Source organism: Arthrobacter sp. 01T414 (assembly GCF_056398965.1).
On the sequence record NZ_JBFTQK010000006.1, the window covers coordinates 248,998 to 264,179 of the forward strand.

The following is a 15,182-nucleotide window of genomic DNA, read 5'->3' on the forward strand; positions in this document are numbered from 1 at the left end:
GGGTCAGTTAGCCGGCAGGGTCAGGAGCCAGGCGGCCAGCAGCGACATCCCGGCCAGGATATAGAAGACGATCTGAACCCAGAGCGGGCTTTTCTGCTGCCGGAAGGACAGGGCGCCGCCGACCAGCAGACCGGCTAGGCCCATCAGGACTATGGACCACATCTAGGCGGTCTGTTCCGGCATGCCGGCCTGGACGGCGCCGGATTCGTTGCCGGCTTCGGCGCCCGGCTTATTCCCGCCGCGCAGGCTGTCCACCCAGTTGCGCAGCAGGCGCGCGCCGGCGTCGCCGGATTTTTCCGGGTGGAACTGGGTGGCGCACAGCGGCCCGTTTTCCACGGCGGCGATGAATGGGGCGCCGTGCTCGGACCAGGTGACGAGCGGGGCCGCCATCCGTGGCTGGATCACGTCGAAGTCCCAGTGCTGCACGCCGTAGGAGTGGACGAAGTAGAAGCGCTCGTTTTCAACGCCGGCGAAGAGCCGGGAGCCCTCCGGCACGGTGACCGTGTTCCAGCCCATGTGCGGCACGACTTCGGCGGGCAGGAGTTCGACCTTGCCCGGCCACTCCCCCATGCCCTCGGCGACGGTGCCGTGTTCGACGCCGGCTTCGAACAACACCTGCAGCCCGACGCAGATCGCGAGCACGGGCCGGCCGCCGGCGACGCGGCGGCCGATCATGCGCACAGCGTCAACGGCCTTCAGTTCGTTCATGACGGTTTCGAAAGCACCAACACCGGGGACAACGAGCCCGTCGGCGTTGAGCACGTCCTCGGGCTTGGAGCTGAGGATGACCTCGGCTCCGGCGCGTTCGAGGGCGCGGACTGCGGAGCGGACGTTGCCGGAACCGTAGTCGAGGACGGTGACGGTGGGTTTGCCCTCCGGCGAGGCCGGCTTCTTGGCGGCATCGGGGTTGATGATGGCGCCGTCCCGGAGCACCTTGCCGGTCACAGTGCGCCCTTGGTGGACGGAATGCCCTCGACGCGCGGGTCCGGCTCCACGGCGGCCCGGAGGGCACGGGCGAAGGCCTTGAACTGGGCCTCCACGATGTGGTGGGGGTCCCGGCCGGCGGTGACGTTCATGTGCAGGCAGATTCCGGCGTGCAGGGTGATGGCCTCGAAGACGTGCCGGGTCAGGGATCCGGTGAAGTGTCCGCCAATGAGGTGGTACTCCTGGCCGGCGGGTTCGCCGGCGTGCACGAGGTAGGGCCGGCCGGAGACGTCCACGACGGCGTGCGCGAGCGCTTCGTCCAGCGGGACCGTGGCCTCGCCGAAGCGGCGGATGCCGGCTTTGTTGCCGAGCGCCGTGCGCAGCACCTCGCCGAAGGTAATGGCGACGTCTTCCACGGTGTGGTGGACGTCGATGTGGGTGTCGCCGGTGGCTTTGACCGTAATATCAATCAGCGAGTGCTTGCTCAGTGCCGTGAGCATGTGGTCGTAGAACGGCACAGAGGTGCTGATGTCCGAGACGCCGGTGCCGTCCAGGTCGATCTCGACCAGGACGGAAGATTCGCTGGTGGTCCGCTCCAGGCGTGCGGTCCGGGCAGCGGCTGATCCGGTGTTGCTCATGTTGGTGTCCTTTGGATGAGGCGGGCGCCCGGCAAACAGGGCGGTGTGCGTAGGTCCTGGCTTAAGTCTAGGCGGACTGCACTTCGTGGCCGGTCAGGATCCGTTCCAGGGCCTCCAGAAACGCTGTGGTTTCCGTCTCAGTGCCGGCCGTCACGCGCAGGTGGCCGGGAATGCCGACGTCGCGGATGAGCACACCGGCGTCCAGTAGCCCCTGCCAGGTCTCGTGCGGGTTCTCGATCCCGCCGAAGAAGACATAGTTCGAATCGGAGGCGGCGGGTTTGAGGCCCATTCGGGTCAGCTCCGTCACAATCCGGTCGCGCTGCCGTTTGATGTCTTCAACATCGGCCATCAGGGCAACGCGGTGGCGCAGGGCGGCCAGCGCCGTCGCCTGGGTAATGGCTGACAGGTGATACGGAAGGCGGACCAGGCGCAGGGCGTCAGTGACCTCGGGGGCCGCCGCCATGTAGCCAAGCCGGGCGCCGGCCAGGGCGAAGGCCTTGCTCATGGTGCGCGAGACGATCAGCCGCTCACGACCGGGAAGCAGGGTCAGCGCGCTGGGCGTGCCGTCGTGCGCGAACTCGTGGTACGCCTCGTCCACGATGACGATGGTCTGGCTTGCTTCTCCGGCCTCATAGACCGCCTCGACGACGTCGAGGCCCAGCCCGGTGCCGGTGGGGTTGTTCGGCGAGCAAAGGAAGACCACATTGGGTTTGAGCTCCCGGACCTGGCGGGCGGCCGATTCGGCACTCAAACCGTAGTCGTCGGCGCGAACTCCGACGATGTATTCCGTGTCCGTGCCGGCGGCGAGCAGCGGGTACATCGAGTAGGTGGGAGGGAAGCCGAGGGCGGTGCGCCCCGGGCCGCCGAAGGCCTGGAGGATTTGCTGCAGGACTTCGTTCGAGCCGTTGGCGGCCCAAATGTTCGCCGCATCCAGTCCGTGGCCGAGATACTCGGCGAGTGCTTCGCGCAGCTCCGTGAACTCGCGGTCCGGGTACCGGTTCAGTCCTGCAGCGGCCTCGGTCACGGCTTCGGCGATGGCGGCGCGGACGTCCGCCGGGACCCCGTGGGTGTTCTCGTTGACATTCAGCAGGATGGGGACATCAAGCTGGGGAGCACCGTAGGGGCGCAGTCCCCGCAGGTTGGTCCGGAGGGGCAGTCGGTTGAGGCGCTCTAGCTGGTCAGTCACTTGCCCAGTTTAAGTGAGACCCGGCCCGGCCCCGAAACCGTGACTGCCAAAAGTCGGCCGGCGGTCCGGCGGCATGACACGCCAGTCCCCTGCAGACGGCCTACTTTGAAGGTACGTACAGCTGTTGGCCGGGGAGGACGCGGGCAGCGCCGAGGTTGTTGAGCTGAACGATGTCGGCCACCACGTCACGGGGATCGCGCTCCGGCGCCACGGCGCCGGCGATAGCCCAAAGCGACTCGCCCGGCTGGACGGTGACGGTGACGGTCGGCGTGAGCGAGAGCTCCGCGTTCGAGTCCGCGGCCTTCGCCGGGGAGTTCATGAAGCCGGACAGGGAGAGGACGAGTACGGCCAACAGCAGCAGCGGCAGCCCAAAGAAGACAAATCGGCCGCGGCGGGTCAGGCGCAACGGAGCCTGCTTGCCGGCTGCAGCGGCCGGGGCCGCCTTCGCAGGAACGGAATCGAACGAACCGGAAATAGCGCTTACTGCTGACATGAGCTGAGCCCTCCTGGACTTATCTGTGTCGCTGGAAATACCTGTGTTGCTGGAAATACATGTGCCGCTCGGCGTACTCCACGTACCTGCCGCCAACCGGCCTTACCTTCGAACCCAAACCGCGAAGCATGAATCTTCGAACACTGAGCCGAAAACCCCATCGGACTTCGAACCCTCGTGTTCGAACACATATTCGAACCTTGCCTGTTCATTTTTAGCACCTATGAACGAACCTTGTCGAGACTCGCTAGAACAAATGTTTGAAAAACCCTGATGGCTGGCCTATTTTTGAATCACAGGACAACCACTTGTGCTGGTGAATAGCAGTTGATCAACGGGGTCTGACATTTTCAGCTCGGAGGGTCCCGGCAGCCTCAGCGGCCGGGCGAAATGAAAGGCATGGCGAACATGGCAGCACAAGCCGCCGGCGGGAGGGCCACCCAGCGGGGCACCCAGACCGGCCGGGCGCCGAAGAGCCTTACCGTCCGGCAGAAGAAGATCCTGGAGACCATCCAGCGTTCCGTGACGGACAACGGCTACCCGCCCTCGATGCGCGAGATCGGCGACACCGTGGGGCTCGCCAGCCTTTCCAGCGTCACCCATCAGCTCTCGCAGCTGGAAAAGCTCGGCTACCTGCGGCGGGACCCCAAGCGGCCGCGCGCCATGGAAGTTCTTATGCCGCTGACGCTGGACGAGGGCGCGACGAAGATTTCAGGCGTGGAAAAATCCAGCGGCCTGCGGGCTGTCGGCGGCCTTGCCGTCTCGGAACTCGCCAGCGCTACGGACACCGCGATGGTGCCCTTCGTGGGCCGGATCGCTGCCGGCGGTCCGATCCTGGCCGACCAGGTGGTGGAGGACGTGATGCCCCTGCCGCGCCAGCTGGTGGGCCACGGCGAACTGTTCATGCTCAAGGTTGCGGGTGACTCGATGATCGACGCCGCCATCTGCGACGGCGACTGGGTGGTCGTCCGGCGCCAGAACGACGCCGTCAACGGTGACATCGTGGCGGCGCTGCTCGATGACGAGGCCACGGTGAAGACCTTCCGCCAGCGCGACGGCCACACCTGGCTACTGCCACAGAACACCCAGTACGAGCCGATTCTGGGCGACCATGCCGTCATTATGGGCAAGGTCGTATCGGTGCTGCGCTCCCTGTAGCCCTCCCCCGGCAACCCCGGGCCAATCGCCGGCCAATCGCCAGCCTGCATCGAAGAGGCCCCGTCCCATTTACGGACGGGGCCTCTCGCGTTCACGCGTGCAGGACGGCTCTTGGCGCGGGCTACTTGCGGGCCGCATGCGGGCGCCTACTTGGCGGACTGCTTGGCGGGGCTTTCCTTGGCCAGTCGGTCGAGGGCGGCCAGGGCTACCGAGGGGTCGGTAGTGGGCCAGAAGGGCGGCAGCGCGGCCCGGAGGAAGGCGCCGTACCGTTCGGTGGACAGCCTGGAGTCCAGAACGGCCACAACGCCCTTGTCCGACGTCGAACGGATCAGCCTGCCCGCGCCCTGGGCGAGGCGGATCGCCGCGTGGGTCGCCGAGACGCTCATGAAGCCGTTGCCGCCGGACTGAGCCACGGCGCGGGAGCGGGCAGTCATCAGCGGATCGTCGGGCCGCGGGAACGGGATCCTGTCGATCACGACGAGGCGGCAGGAGTTCCCGGGCACGTCGACGCCTTGCCAGAGCGACATGGTGCCAAACAGGCAGGTGTCCGGCTCGTCCGCGAACTGCTTCACGAGCGCGGTCATGGTCGATTCGCCCTGGCAGAGAATGCTGAGCCCCAGCCGGGGACGCATCGCCTCGGCAGCCTCCTCGGCGGCCCGCCGGGAAGAGAAGAGGCAGAGCGCCCCGCCGCCGGAGGCGCGGATCAGCTTCTCGAGCTCATCGAGCGCTTCCGGGGAGGTCCCGCGTCCGGGCTTGGGCAGGTGCTTGGCAACGTAGAGGATGCCTTGTTTCGGATATTCGAAGGGGGAACCGACGTCGACGCCGGTCCAGCTCGGGGCCCCGGGGCCCACGAGGCCGAGTCCCCCGGCCGCGGGCTCGAAGGCCGAACCGATCGCCAGCGTTGCGGACGTCAGCACCACCGTGTGGTCGGCGAACAGGCCCTCGCGGAGCCGGCCGGCCACGCTGAGCGGGGCGATGTTGATCAGGGCAGGCGCCGAGTCATCAGGCTGCGAGTAGCCCTGTTGCGGGTCGAAGCTGCTGTTGCGGGAGAACCAGACCACTTCGCGGTTCTCTTTGGCGGCCAGGAGCCGTTCGCACAGTTCCAGGATCACCATCAGCCGCGACCGCGCGAGCTGGCGGCCGCCGTCGGCCGTGTTGGCGCTGTCACCCTTGGAATCGGAGAGCGCGGCGCGGCAGGCGTCGCGCAGTTGGTCCACACAGTCGAGCTGTTCGCTGTTCAGCCCGTTCGGCATCAGGCCGCTGGGGACGCCCTCAATGGCAAGTTCAAGGTTGGCGGCGGCATTGTTGAGCGCATCCACGGTGATCCCGGTGTGTTTGCGGGCACCGGAGGCGGCGGCGTGCACCATGGCCACCGAGAGCTGGCCGGAGACGGCACCGGTGACCCGGTCCTGCAGTTCGTGGGCCTCGTCCACCACCACGACGTCGTACTCGGGCAACACGGCAAGGCCCTCGAACGCGCTGACCGCAAGCATGGCGTGGTTGGTGACCACCACATCGGCGTCGGCAGCATTCTGGCGGGCGAGCTCACTGAAGCATTCGGCGGCGAGCGGGCACTTCTGCGCGCCGAGGCACTCCATCGAGGTGACGGAGACCTGCCGCCAAGCGCGGTCGGTAACGCCCGGCATCAGCTCGTCCCGGTCCCCGGTCTGGGTGTTTTCGGCCCATTCGCGGAGCCTGACGATTTCCTTGCCAAGCTGCGAAGACGGACCTCCCATCGCGGCGGCGAAGTGCGGCACCGAAGTGTCCTCACCGAGGGAGAACAACTGGCCTTCGGACGGTTCTTCGGAGGGGAAGCCGCCTTCGAGCTTATGCAGGCAGACATAGTTGGAGCGGCCCTTGACCAGTGCGACCTTCACCGGTCGTTCAAGGGCCGGAGTGATGGTTTTGAGCAGCCGCGGCAAGTCCCGGCCGACAATCTGGGTCTGGAGCGCCAGTGTGGCGGTGGAGACCAGAGTGGGCTTGTCGCTGACGAGCGAGTGGGCGATCAACGGAATCAGGTACGCCAAGGACTTGCCCGTGCCGGTGCCGGCCTGGACCAGCAAATGGTCGCCCGTTTCGATGGCGCGAGCCACTTGGCGGGCCATTTCGTGCTGGCCGTCCCGGCTCTGGCCGCCCATGCCGGCGACCGCCCGGTCGAGCAGTTCAACTACGAACTGCTCGCCGGACGGGCTGCTTCCAAGCGGCTTCCCCTTGGACGGCGCGGCTTCTTCGGCCACCGCTGGTTCAGTCATTGCTGACGAAGGAATCCAGCTCGGCCGCGAGTCCCTCGCGCACCATCACCACGGCACGGGTGCCGGTCTCCTCGTGGTCCAGGCTGATGATCTCCGCATCGGCCTCGTGCAGCTTGCTAAGCAGGTCCCCGCGGTTGTACGGGATCATCAGCTCCAGCTTCACGCTTGGCCGCGGGATGCCCTCGCTGATGGCCTTGAGCAGCTCCGGGATGCCTTCCCCGGTGCGCGCAGAGACCACCACGTGGCGCGGTTCGCGCTGCTTGAGCCGTTCGACCACGAACGGGTCGGCGGCGTCGGCCTTGTTCAGGACGATGATCTCCGGCACCTTGCGGGCGTCGACTTCGCTGAACACCGTGCGCACGGCCGCGATCTGGCCCTCCGGGTCGGAGTGCGAGACGTCGACCACGTGCAGGATCAGGTCCGAGTCGGCGACCTCCTCCAGGGTGGAGCGGAAGGCCTCCACGAGCTGGGTCGGCAGCGAGCGGACAAAGCCCACGGTGTCGGCGAGGGTGTAACCCAGGCCGTCCGAGGTTTCGGCCTTACGGACCGTCGGGTCCAGCGTGGCGAACAGGGCGTTCTCCACCAGGACGCCGGCGTCGGTCAGGCGGTTCAGGAGCGAGGACTTGCCGGCGTTGGTGTAGCCGGCGATCGCCACCGACGGCACGGCATTACGACGGCGGTTGGCCCGCTTGGTTTCCCGGGCCGGCTTCATCGCGGAAATTTCGCGCCGCAGCTTGGCCATCCGGGTACGGATCCGGCGCCGGTCCAGCTCGATCTTGGTTTCACCGGGGCCGCGCGAACCCATGCCGGCTCCGGCACCGCCCACCTGGCCACCGGCCTGACGGGACATCGACTCACCCCAGCCGCGCAGGCGCGGGAGCAGGTATTCGAGCTGCGCCAGTTCCACCTGGGCCTTGCCCTCGCGGCTCTTGGCGTGCTGCGCGAAGATGTCCAGAATCAGGGCCGTCCGGTCGATGACCTTGACCTTGACGATGTCTTCGAGGCCGCGCCGCTGCGACGGGGCGAGCTCGGCGTCGACCACCACCGTGTCGGCGCCGGTGGACATCACGATGTCCTTGAGCTCCTGGGCCTTGCCAGAGCCCAGGAACGTTCCCGGGTCTGGCTTGGCCCGGCGCTGCACGAGTCCGTCGAGGACCTCTGACCCGGCAGTTTCGGCGAGGGCTGCCAACTCCCGCAGGGAGTTCTCGGCGTCGGCCAGGGTGCCTTCGGTCCAAAGCCCGGCAAGCACGACGCGTTCAAGGCGCAGCTGCCGGTATTCGACCTCGGTGACGTCTTCGAGTTCCGTCGACAAGCCGGCGGTCCTACGCAGCGCGTGGCGCTCCTCCAGATCCTGCTGGTCGCCGTCGTAGCTGCTGTGTTCCTCGTCCAGCCGCGAAATCGCCTGGGCCTTGCCGAACACCGCCTTCGACTCGCCGGGGTGTCCGGCGTCGGCGTTGCGTCCGGTCTTGGTCGCAGGGGCGTCTTTGGAGAGGATCCGGTCGATGACAGCTTGGATTTCCGCAGGACTCATGTCCTGGGCGGCTGAATCGGGTCCGGTGTTGGGCTGACTGGTCATGGTCTCCTTTGAAGGGTCTGCAACTTCAGGATAGTGCTGTTCGGTGTTTCGCGGCGCGGTATTCGCGCTGGGCTGACGACTTTGGGTCATCCGGGCCTCCTGGGATGCCTGGCGGCTGCGGTGCCGCTGGCGGGACGGGTCCCCTTGGCGAAGCGCTTTTAGGAGATGCGCTGAACAAGGGAGCGAAGCGATGGCTAAGGGACGGAAATGGCGCTGGATGGCGCCGTTTGGCGGGGAGTTACGGTCCGTTCAGCGCTTGCACCTGCTGGCGTTGAGCACTTAGCCAAGCCCGGGACTGTTGGGCCTCTGCGGATTGACTTCAAGCGGGTCGAGCGCCGGCAGGTGATGCACTGCATCACAGAGGGGGCGCACTGAGCGGAAGGTAACTACCTGCGTCGCTGCGGGGACGGGCATTCGAAGGCCCGCGCCGGCTACTTGAAGTTCAAGATCATGCATTTAAGGTTAGCAGACCTGTCAGCGCCCCCGGCGCGGCATCGCGGTGTGGCGGCGGTGTGGTCGCCCATCGGCGCCCTCGGCGTGGCTCGGCGCGCCACGGCCGGTTTCCCATACCGCCGGACCGCCAACTAATCTGGCCAGTTATGGAGTCTGCACACTATTTCAGCGCCCAGCCCGCCGGGCCGTTCACCCGCAAGCCACTGACCGTGGAGCTTGCCGGCGAGCAGCGGCAACTGCAGACTTCCTCCGGAATCTTCAGCCCGGACGGCATCGACAAGGGAACCGCCGTCCTGCTTGCGGACGTCCCGGCACCGTCACCGCAGGGGAACCTGCTGGACATCGGTTGCGGCTGGGGGCCGATCGCGCTGACCATGGCCCTGAAGGCGCCCCATGCCCGGGTCTACGCGGTGGACGTGAACGAGCGCTGCCTGGCGTTGACGAATGAGAATGCGGCCCTGTTGGGGCTGCAGAATGTCACCGCCAGCGCACCCGGGGACGTCGACCCGGAATTGCGTTTCGACACGATCTGGTCCAACCCGCCGATCAGGATTGGCAAGGACGAACTCCACGCCCTGCTGCTGCTCTGGCTGCCGCGGCTTGCCCCGGGCGGCTCGGCCTGGCTGGTGGTGCAAAAGAACCTTGGTTCGGATTCGCTTCAGCGCTGGCTCGCGGCGGAGCTGGACAGCAGCTTCACGGTCACGCGCGAGAGCACGTCAAAGTCCTTCCGCATCCTGCGCGTCAGGAAAGCGTCCCACTAGCGACAATCACGGCGGGGCCGCTGAGCTCCACGTGCTCGTGGCCGTCCGCGGCGAGGAAGAACTTCACGCCGACGACGCCGCCGGGAACCATGACGTTCCAGGTGTCCGGGGCGCCCTGGCCGGCCCAGTGCCGGATCGCTACTGCGGCGGCGCAGGCGCCGGTCCCGCAGGACAGGGTCTCCCCCACTCCCCGTTCGTGCACGCGCATGGTGATGGCCCCGACGCCGTCGTGAACGAGCGGCTCGGACGGCACGACGAACTCGACGTTGGTTCCGTGCGGCGGCACCGGATCGACCCGGGGTGCCCTGAACAGCTCGGTGGCGTCCAGCTCGGCGAGTTCCGCCAGCGCGACGACGGTGTGCGGGTTTCCCATGCTGACGGAGAGCGCGGGCCTGGCGACTTCCAGTCCGACGGCGCTGACCAGCGAATCCATGGCCCGCGCGGTGGCTTCGCCCGGGAAGATGAACTCCCAGGGGCCCATGTCCACGGCGTAGCCGGAGGCGGTGCGGACCACGGTCTTCACGCCGCCGCGGGTTCCGATGATGAGCGATTCGCCGGCAGGCAGGTCGACGAGCCCCTCGTTGATCAGGAAGTGAACGAAGACGCGGACGCCGTTGCCGCACATCTCCGAAAGCGAGCCGTCACCGTTGCGATAGTCCATGAACCATTCGGCGCCGGGGTGGTCGGCCAGCAGCTCCCGGCCTTCGGCGAGCAGCCGGGAGGGTACGGCGCGGATGAGTCCGTCGGCGCCTATCCCCCGATGGCGGTCGCACAGGGCCGCGACCTGCTCCGGGGTGACGGAGAGGGCGCCGTTGGGGTCCGCAATCAGGACGAAGTCGTTGCCGGTTCCGTGGCCCTTCGAGAACTTCAGGCCGCGGAGGGCAGCCGTGTCTGCGGCAGCGGGGTGGTCAGCGGCCGGGGCCAGGGTTTCGTCCATGCTCCAAGGTTACCGTTCCGGCCGGGGCGGGACAGAACCGTGACACTGGGCCGGCGGCGGGCGGAGCGGCGCCCAGCGTTGGGGCGGTGCCCCCTTTAGCGGGACAGGGCGGTAGCCTTCTCCAGCAGTTCGGGATCCTTCCAGTCAAGCCAGCTGATCCGCGGGTCGGCGCGGAACCAGGTGAGCTGGCGCCGGGCGAACTGCCGGGTCGCGACGATTGTCTCCTCCGCGGCCTGCTCCGGGTCCGATTCCCCGTCAACGACTTTGAGGAACTGGGCATAGCCCAAGGCACGCGAGGCGGTCTTGCCGCGGCGCAGCCCCTGGCCGTCGAGCCGCCTTACCTCCGCCAGCAATCCCTGCTGCACCATCGCGTGGACGCGGTCGGCGAGGCGTGCCCGCAGCTGTTCGCGGTCCACCTCGAGCCCGATCTGCACGGCCGACTGGAAGTACTCCCGGGTGGGCATGAAGGAGCTGAAGGGCCGCCCGGTCAATTCGTAGACCTCGAGGGCGCGGATGACACGGCGGGCATCCCCCAGCCGACCGGCGGAGACCGGGTCGACGAGTTCCAGCTTCGCCCGCAGCGGGGCGAGTCCTGTTGCTGCTTCTTCGGCTTCGAGGCGGCGCCGGATGGCGGGGTCGGTGCCGGGGAATTCGAGCACGTCCAGGGCGGCGCGGACGTACAGGCCCGAGCCGCCCGCGAGGATCGCCCGTTTGCCGCGGGCGTGGATGTCCGCAATCACGGCCCGCGCCCGCTGCTGGAAGTCCGAGACGCTGGCCTCCTCGGTCACATCCATGAGGTCCAGCAGATGGTGGGGCACTCCCCTGCGCTCGGCCATGGTGATCTTGGCCGTGCCGATATCCATGCCGCGGTAGAACTGCATGGCATCTGCGTTGACGACCTCGCCGTCGAGGGCCAGGGCCAGGGACACGGCAAGATCGGACTTTCCGGATCCGGTGGGCCCGACGACGGCGATGACCGGCGGCGTGGATCCCGGGCTTCCGGCGGCGCCGGGCACGGAGGCGGCCACGGCGTTAGCGGGTACGGATGGGGAGGCTCGGCATGCCAAGTGACACGCCGGACTTGGCTCCGGTCCTGGCACCGGCTGCGCCGGGGGCCGGAGCGCCGCAGGAATCAGCCTGGGACCGGTCCCAGGCGTCCCCGGCGCGTGAGCGGCGGAGGCTGTAATCGTCCACGGTTGCCGGGTCGGCGATGAGGTGGAACGCTGCCGCCTCCGTGACCGTCACCGTGACGAGATCGCCGGGGCGGGGTGTTTCGGCGCCGTTCGGGACGGAGAAGTGCACCAGCCGCTGGTCCTGGGCGCGCCCGGAGAGGCGGTGGGTTTCCCCGGCCTTACGGCCCTGCTGGGCGGTCACCATGACCTCCACGCGCCGGCCGAGCTGGCGGGCGTTCTCCTCGGCGGCGATCCGGTCCTGCAGGGCGGTGAGCCTTTCGAAGCGCTCCTGCACCACGGCCTTGGGCAGCTGCTCCGGGAGCTCCGCGGCGGGGGTGCCGGGCCGCTTGGAGTACTGGAAGGTGAAGGCGGTGGCGAAGCGGGACTTTTCGACGACGTCGAGCGTGGCCTGGAAGTCCTCCTCGGTCTCGCCGGGGAATCCGACGATGATGTCGGTGGAGATGGCGGCGTGCGGAATCTTCTCCCGGACCTTGTCCAGGATGCCGAGGAACTTAGTGGACCGGTAGGACCGCTTCATTTCCCGGAGCACCTTGTCCGAGCCGGACTGCAGCGGCATGTGCAGCTGCGGCATGACGTTCGGGGTCTCGGCCATGGCATCGATGACGTCGTCGGTGAAGGCTGCCGGGTGCGGGCTGGTGAACCGGACGCGCTCCAGGCCGGGGATCTCGCCGCAGGCGCGCAACAGCTTGGAGAAGGCCTGCCGGTCGCCGAACTCGACGCCGTAAGAGTTCACGTTCTGGCCCAGCAGGGTCACCTCGATGGCGCCGTCGTCAACGAGGGCCTGGATCTCGGCGAGGATGTCCCCGGGCCGGCGGTCCTTTTCCTTGCCGCGGAGTGCGGGAACGATGCAGAACGTGCAGGTGTTGTTGCAGCCGACCGAGATGGAGACCCAGCCCGAGTAGACGGAGTCGCGCTTGGTCGGCAGCGTCGAGGGGAATACATCGAGCGATTCCAGGATCTCCAGCTGCGCCTCGTCGTTGTGGCGTGCACGATCCAGCAGTGCGGGCAGGGCGCCGACGTTGTGGGTTCCGAACACCGCGTCGACCCAGGGCGCCTTCTTCAGGATGGTTTCCCGGTCCTTCTGCGCCAGGCAGCCGCCGACGGCGATCTGCATGCCCGGGTTGGCCTCCTTCACGGGGCGCAGGATGCCGAGGTTGCCGTAGAGCTTGTTGTCGGCGTTCTCCCGGACCGCGCAGGTGTTGAAGACGACGACGTCCGCCAGTTTGCCGTCGGAGCGGACGTAGCCGGCCGCTTCGAGCATTCCGGACATGCGCTCGGAGTCGTGCACGTTCATCTGGCAGCCAAACGTCCGCACCTGGTAGGTACGGGCCGGGGCAGTCTCAGCCGGGAAGGGGGCTCCGCCGGCGGCGGGGGAAGGGATGGTCAAACTCACCTGTTAAGGGTACCGGTTCGGCGTGGCGGCATTCGCGCGCGCCAGCTGCCGGGGGCCGCGTCAGGCCTCGGCGTCCCGCTCCTCGATGGCCGCGTCTACGGCCTCCCCCACGATCCGGAAAGCCTGCGACGGCTGGTAGCCCTTGCGCGCGAGCATGGACGCCAGCCGGCGGACCACCTTGTCCCGCTCCGCACGGTCTTCCAGCCCGCGCGCGTTGCGCAGCTTACGTTCCACGAGTTCCCGGGCCGCGGTTTCCTCGTCTTCGTCGCTGAGCTGCTCAAGGGCCACCGCCGCGGTCTCCTGGGCAATGCCCTTTTCGACCAATTCCCGGCGCAGCGCGCCCTTGGCCAGTTTCCGGGTCTGGGAACGGCTCCGCACCCACATCTCGGCGAACTCGGCGTCGTCGACCAGACGGACCTCTTCAAAGCGGTCGAGCACGGCCTCCGCCACGTCTTCCGGGATATTGCGCTCGGCAAGTTTGCGGGTGAGCTGCAACCGGCTTTTCGGCGAGTTGGTCAACTGCCGCAGCACGACCGCGCGGGCCACGGCCGCGGGATCGGCGTCGGCGTCCTGCTCCGGAGCGGGAGGYCCGGTCCGCTGCTGGCCGCCGAAGCCGTCAACGACGCCGGGGCCAGGATTCGTGGAAGAGAATCCTGACCCCTTGCGCCGTCCTTTAGCGGAGGCCCGGCTGTTAGAAGCCGTCAACGGCCTTCAGCTTCGGTGATTCCTCCGGGTCGGCTGCCTTGACGCCGACGCCGAGCTTCTCCTTGATCAGGCGCTCGAGTTCCGCGGCGAGTTCAGGGTTGTCGCGCAGGAAGCGGCGGGAGTTCTCCATGCCCTGGCCGAGCTGGTCTCCGTCATAGGTGAACCAGGAGCCGGACTTCTTGATCAGGCCGTGCTCGACGCCCATGTCGATGATGCCGCCCTCGCGGGAGATGCCCTGGCCGTAGATGATGTCGAACTCGGCGATCTTGAAGGGCGGAGCCATCTTGTTCTTGACGATCTTCGCCTTGGTCCGGTTGCCGACCGAGTCCGCACCCTCCTTCAGGGTCTGGATGCGGCGGACGTCGATGCGGATCGAGGCGTAGAACTTCAGCGCCTTACCACCCGTGGTGGTTTCCGGGGAGCCGAAGAACACGCCGATCTTCTCGCGCAGCTGGTTGATGAAGATGGCGGTGGTCTTGGTCTGGCTCAACCGGCCGGTGATCTTACGCAGCGCCTGGCTCATCAGGCGCGCCTGCAGGCCGACGTGGCTGTCGCCCATGTCGCCTTCAATTTCGGCGCGCGGCACCAGTGCGGCGACGGAGTCAATGACCACGATGTCCAGGGAGCCGGAGCCGACCAGCATGTCCATGATTTCGAGCGCCTGCTCGCCGGTGTCCGGCTGGGAAACCAAAAGCGCATCCGTGTCGACGCCGAGCTTGGCGGCGTATTCAGGATCGAGGGCGTGCTCGGCGTCGATGAAGGCCGCGATGCCACCCTGGCGCTGGGCGTTGGCCACGGCGTGCAAGGCGACAGTGGTCTTACCGGAGGATTCAGGACCGTAGATCTCCACGACGCGGCCGCGGGGCAGGCCGCCAATTCCGAGGGCCACGTCCAGTGCGATGGAGCCGGTGGGGATGACTTCGATGGGCGCGCGGACTTCGTCGCCCAGGCGCATGACCGAGCCCTTGCCGAACTGCTTGTCAATCTGGGCTAGCGCTGCGTCGAGCGCCTTCTGGCGATCCGGGGCTGCGGCCATGATTCACACCTCTAATACTTTCTCGCTGGAGAGTGGCCGTCGCGGCCGTTGTTATGTCATTCCTGACGCTAGTGGCAGGCACTGACAAAGTTGCCGCCGCCGTCGCGTATGTGGAAAACGCTCTGAAAAAAGCATAGCCCGACCCGAACAGATATTCGAACAATCCGGCGGCGTGTCAGGCCTCGCCACTTGGACCCGGCCGGCGCGTATCGCGGCCCGGGCAGGCATCCGTCAGCGCGGCTTGATGTCCCGGCCCAGCCGTCGCTCGGCAGGCACATCCTGGACATCGCAGACCGCCAGCCAGACCTGCTTGGGCGGCACACCGGCGCTCAGGGCCTGGTCAGCGGTGCGTCCGCCGACACCCGCCAGCACCAGGGAGCCGCTGAGGACGCGGGAATATCCCGCCCCGAACTCGTCGTCCATTAGCCGCCAAAAGTCGCTGATCCTCACCGATAAAGTCTCTCACGTTCGCGGACC

General features: G+C 67.4%; 15 protein-coding genes. 2 read left to right on the forward strand and 13 right to left on the reverse strand.

Annotated elements, in window-relative coordinates; genetic code table 11:
- Positions 1-3 precede the first annotated feature (3 nt).
- From AC1DK9_RS14655 to AC1DK9_RS14675, 5 genes are all read right to left on the reverse strand, one after another.
- Positions 4-162, reverse strand: a complete 159-nt coding sequence (locus AC1DK9_RS14655) for a hypothetical protein (protein WP_476863447.1) — start codon at positions 160-162, stop codon at positions 4-6.
- Positions 163-945 (reverse strand): imidazole glycerol phosphate synthase subunit HisH, encoded by a 783-nt coding sequence (gene hisH / locus AC1DK9_RS14660; RefSeq protein ID WP_476863448.1) that lies wholly within the window; start codon positions 943-945, stop codon positions 163-165. It abuts the gene before it with no gap.
- Complete coding sequence (gene hisB, locus AC1DK9_RS14665) at positions 942-1,562, reverse strand: imidazoleglycerol-phosphate dehydratase HisB (RefSeq protein WP_476863449.1); 621 nt, start codon at positions 1,560-1,562, stop codon at positions 942-944. Before hisB ends, hisH begins: the two co-directional genes overlap by 4 nt.
- Positions 1,563-1,629: 67 nt before the next feature.
- The gene (locus AC1DK9_RS14670; protein WP_476863450.1) at positions 1,630-2,748 is read right to left on the reverse strand and encodes a histidinol-phosphate transaminase; all 1,119 of its coding nucleotides are present in this window, start codon (positions 2,746-2,748) and stop codon (positions 1,630-1,632) included.
- 100 nt (positions 2,749-2,848) lie between these two features.
- A complete protein-coding gene (locus AC1DK9_RS14675; RefSeq protein WP_476863451.1) occupies positions 2,849-3,241 on the reverse strand; it encodes a LysM peptidoglycan-binding domain-containing protein in 393 nt (130 codons plus the stop codon).
- 408 nt (positions 3,242-3,649) lie between these two features.
- Between AC1DK9_RS14675 and lexA the strand changes: the two genes are divergently transcribed.
- A complete protein-coding gene (gene lexA, locus AC1DK9_RS14680; protein ID WP_476863452.1) occupies positions 3,650-4,399 on the forward strand; it encodes a transcriptional repressor LexA in 750 nt (249 codons plus the stop codon).
- 146 nt (positions 4,400-4,545) lie between these two features.
- Here the strand turns inward: lexA and AC1DK9_RS14685 are convergent, their stop codons facing one another.
- Entirely contained in the window at positions 4,546-6,651 is a 2,106-nt protein-coding gene (locus tag AC1DK9_RS14685) for an ATP-dependent DNA helicase (RefSeq protein ID WP_476863453.1), read from the reverse strand.
- Positions 6,644-8,227, reverse strand: coding sequence for a GTPase HflX (hflX, locus tag AC1DK9_RS14690; protein WP_476916374.1), 1,584 nt, complete (start codon positions 8,225-8,227; stop codon positions 6,644-6,646). Before hflX ends, AC1DK9_RS14685 begins: the two co-directional genes overlap by 8 nt.
- Positions 8,228-8,826: 599 nt before the next feature.
- On the opposite strand from hflX, the gene AC1DK9_RS14695 reads away from it, so the two are divergent.
- On the forward strand, positions 8,827-9,441 hold the full coding sequence (locus AC1DK9_RS14695; RefSeq protein ID WP_476863455.1) for a class I SAM-dependent methyltransferase: 615 nt from the start codon (positions 8,827-8,829) through the stop codon (positions 9,439-9,441).
- On the opposite strand, the gene dapF is transcribed toward AC1DK9_RS14695, so the two are convergent.
- The 6 genes from dapF to AC1DK9_RS14725 form a co-directional block, all read right to left on the reverse strand.
- The gene (dapF, locus tag AC1DK9_RS14700; RefSeq protein ID WP_476863456.1) at positions 9,422-10,378 is read right to left on the reverse strand and encodes a diaminopimelate epimerase; all 957 of its coding nucleotides are present in this window, start codon (positions 10,376-10,378) and stop codon (positions 9,422-9,424) included. The two genes, AC1DK9_RS14695 and dapF, sit on opposite strands and share 20 nt — an antisense overlap.
- A 95-nt stretch (positions 10,379-10,473) precedes the next feature.
- Positions 10,474-11,406 (reverse strand): tRNA (adenosine(37)-N6)-dimethylallyltransferase MiaA, encoded by a 933-nt coding sequence (gene miaA, locus AC1DK9_RS14705; RefSeq protein ID WP_476863457.1) that lies wholly within the window; start codon positions 11,404-11,406, stop codon positions 10,474-10,476.
- Positions 11,407-11,410: 4 nt separating this feature from the next.
- Entirely contained in the window at positions 11,411-12,964 is a 1,554-nt protein-coding gene (gene miaB, locus AC1DK9_RS14710) for a tRNA (N6-isopentenyl adenosine(37)-C2)-methylthiotransferase MiaB (RefSeq protein WP_476863458.1), read from the reverse strand.
- A gap of 60 nt (positions 12,965-13,024) precedes the next feature.
- The gene (locus AC1DK9_RS14715) at positions 13,025-13,510 is read right to left on the reverse strand and encodes a regulatory protein RecX (RefSeq protein ID WP_476863487.1); all 486 of its coding nucleotides are present in this window, start codon (positions 13,508-13,510) and stop codon (positions 13,025-13,027) included.
- A 145-nt stretch (positions 13,511-13,655) separates the two neighbouring features.
- Positions 13,656-14,705, reverse strand: a complete 1,050-nt coding sequence (recA, locus tag AC1DK9_RS14720; protein WP_476863459.1) for a recombinase RecA — start codon at positions 14,703-14,705, stop codon at positions 13,656-13,658.
- A gap of 231 nt (positions 14,706-14,936) precedes the next feature.
- On the reverse strand, positions 14,937-15,155 hold the full coding sequence (locus AC1DK9_RS14725; RefSeq protein WP_476863460.1) for a DUF3046 domain-containing protein: 219 nt from the start codon (positions 15,153-15,155) through the stop codon (positions 14,937-14,939).
- Positions 15,156-15,182: the final 27 nt, after the last annotated feature.

Excerpts from the sequence above, each read along its gene's own strand:
- hflX (WP_476916374.1), bottom strand. The coding sequence starts at position 8,227 with ATGACCAGTCAGCCCAACACCGGACCCGATTCAGCCGCCCAGGACATG.
- AC1DK9_RS14685 (WP_476863453.1), bottom strand. The coding sequence starts at position 6,651 with ATGACTGAACCAGCGGTGGCCGAAGAAGCCGCGCCGTCCAAGGGGAAG.
- lexA (WP_476863452.1), top strand. The coding sequence starts at position 3,650 with ATGGCAGCACAAGCCGCCGGCGGGAGGGCCACCCAGCGGGGCACCCAG.
- recA (WP_476863459.1), bottom strand. The coding sequence starts at position 14,705 with ATGGCCGCAGCCCCGGATCGCCAGAAGGCGCTCGACGCAGCGCTAGCC.
- dapF (WP_476863456.1), bottom strand. The coding sequence starts at position 10,378 with ATGGACGAAACCCTGGCCCCGGCCGCTGACCACCCCGCTGCCGCAGAC.
- AC1DK9_RS14675 (WP_476863451.1), bottom strand. The coding sequence starts at position 3,241 with ATGTCAGCAGTAAGCGCTATTTCCGGTTCGTTCGATTCCGTTCCTGCG.
- hisB (WP_476863449.1), bottom strand. The coding sequence starts at position 1,562 with ATGAGCAACACCGGATCAGCCGCTGCCCGGACCGCACGCCTGGAGCGG.
- AC1DK9_RS14655 (WP_476863447.1), bottom strand. The coding sequence starts at position 162 with ATGTGGTCCATAGTCCTGATGGGCCTAGCCGGTCTGCTGGTCGGCGGC.
- AC1DK9_RS14695 (WP_476863455.1), top strand. The coding sequence starts at position 8,827 with ATGGAGTCTGCACACTATTTCAGCGCCCAGCCCGCCGGGCCGTTCACC.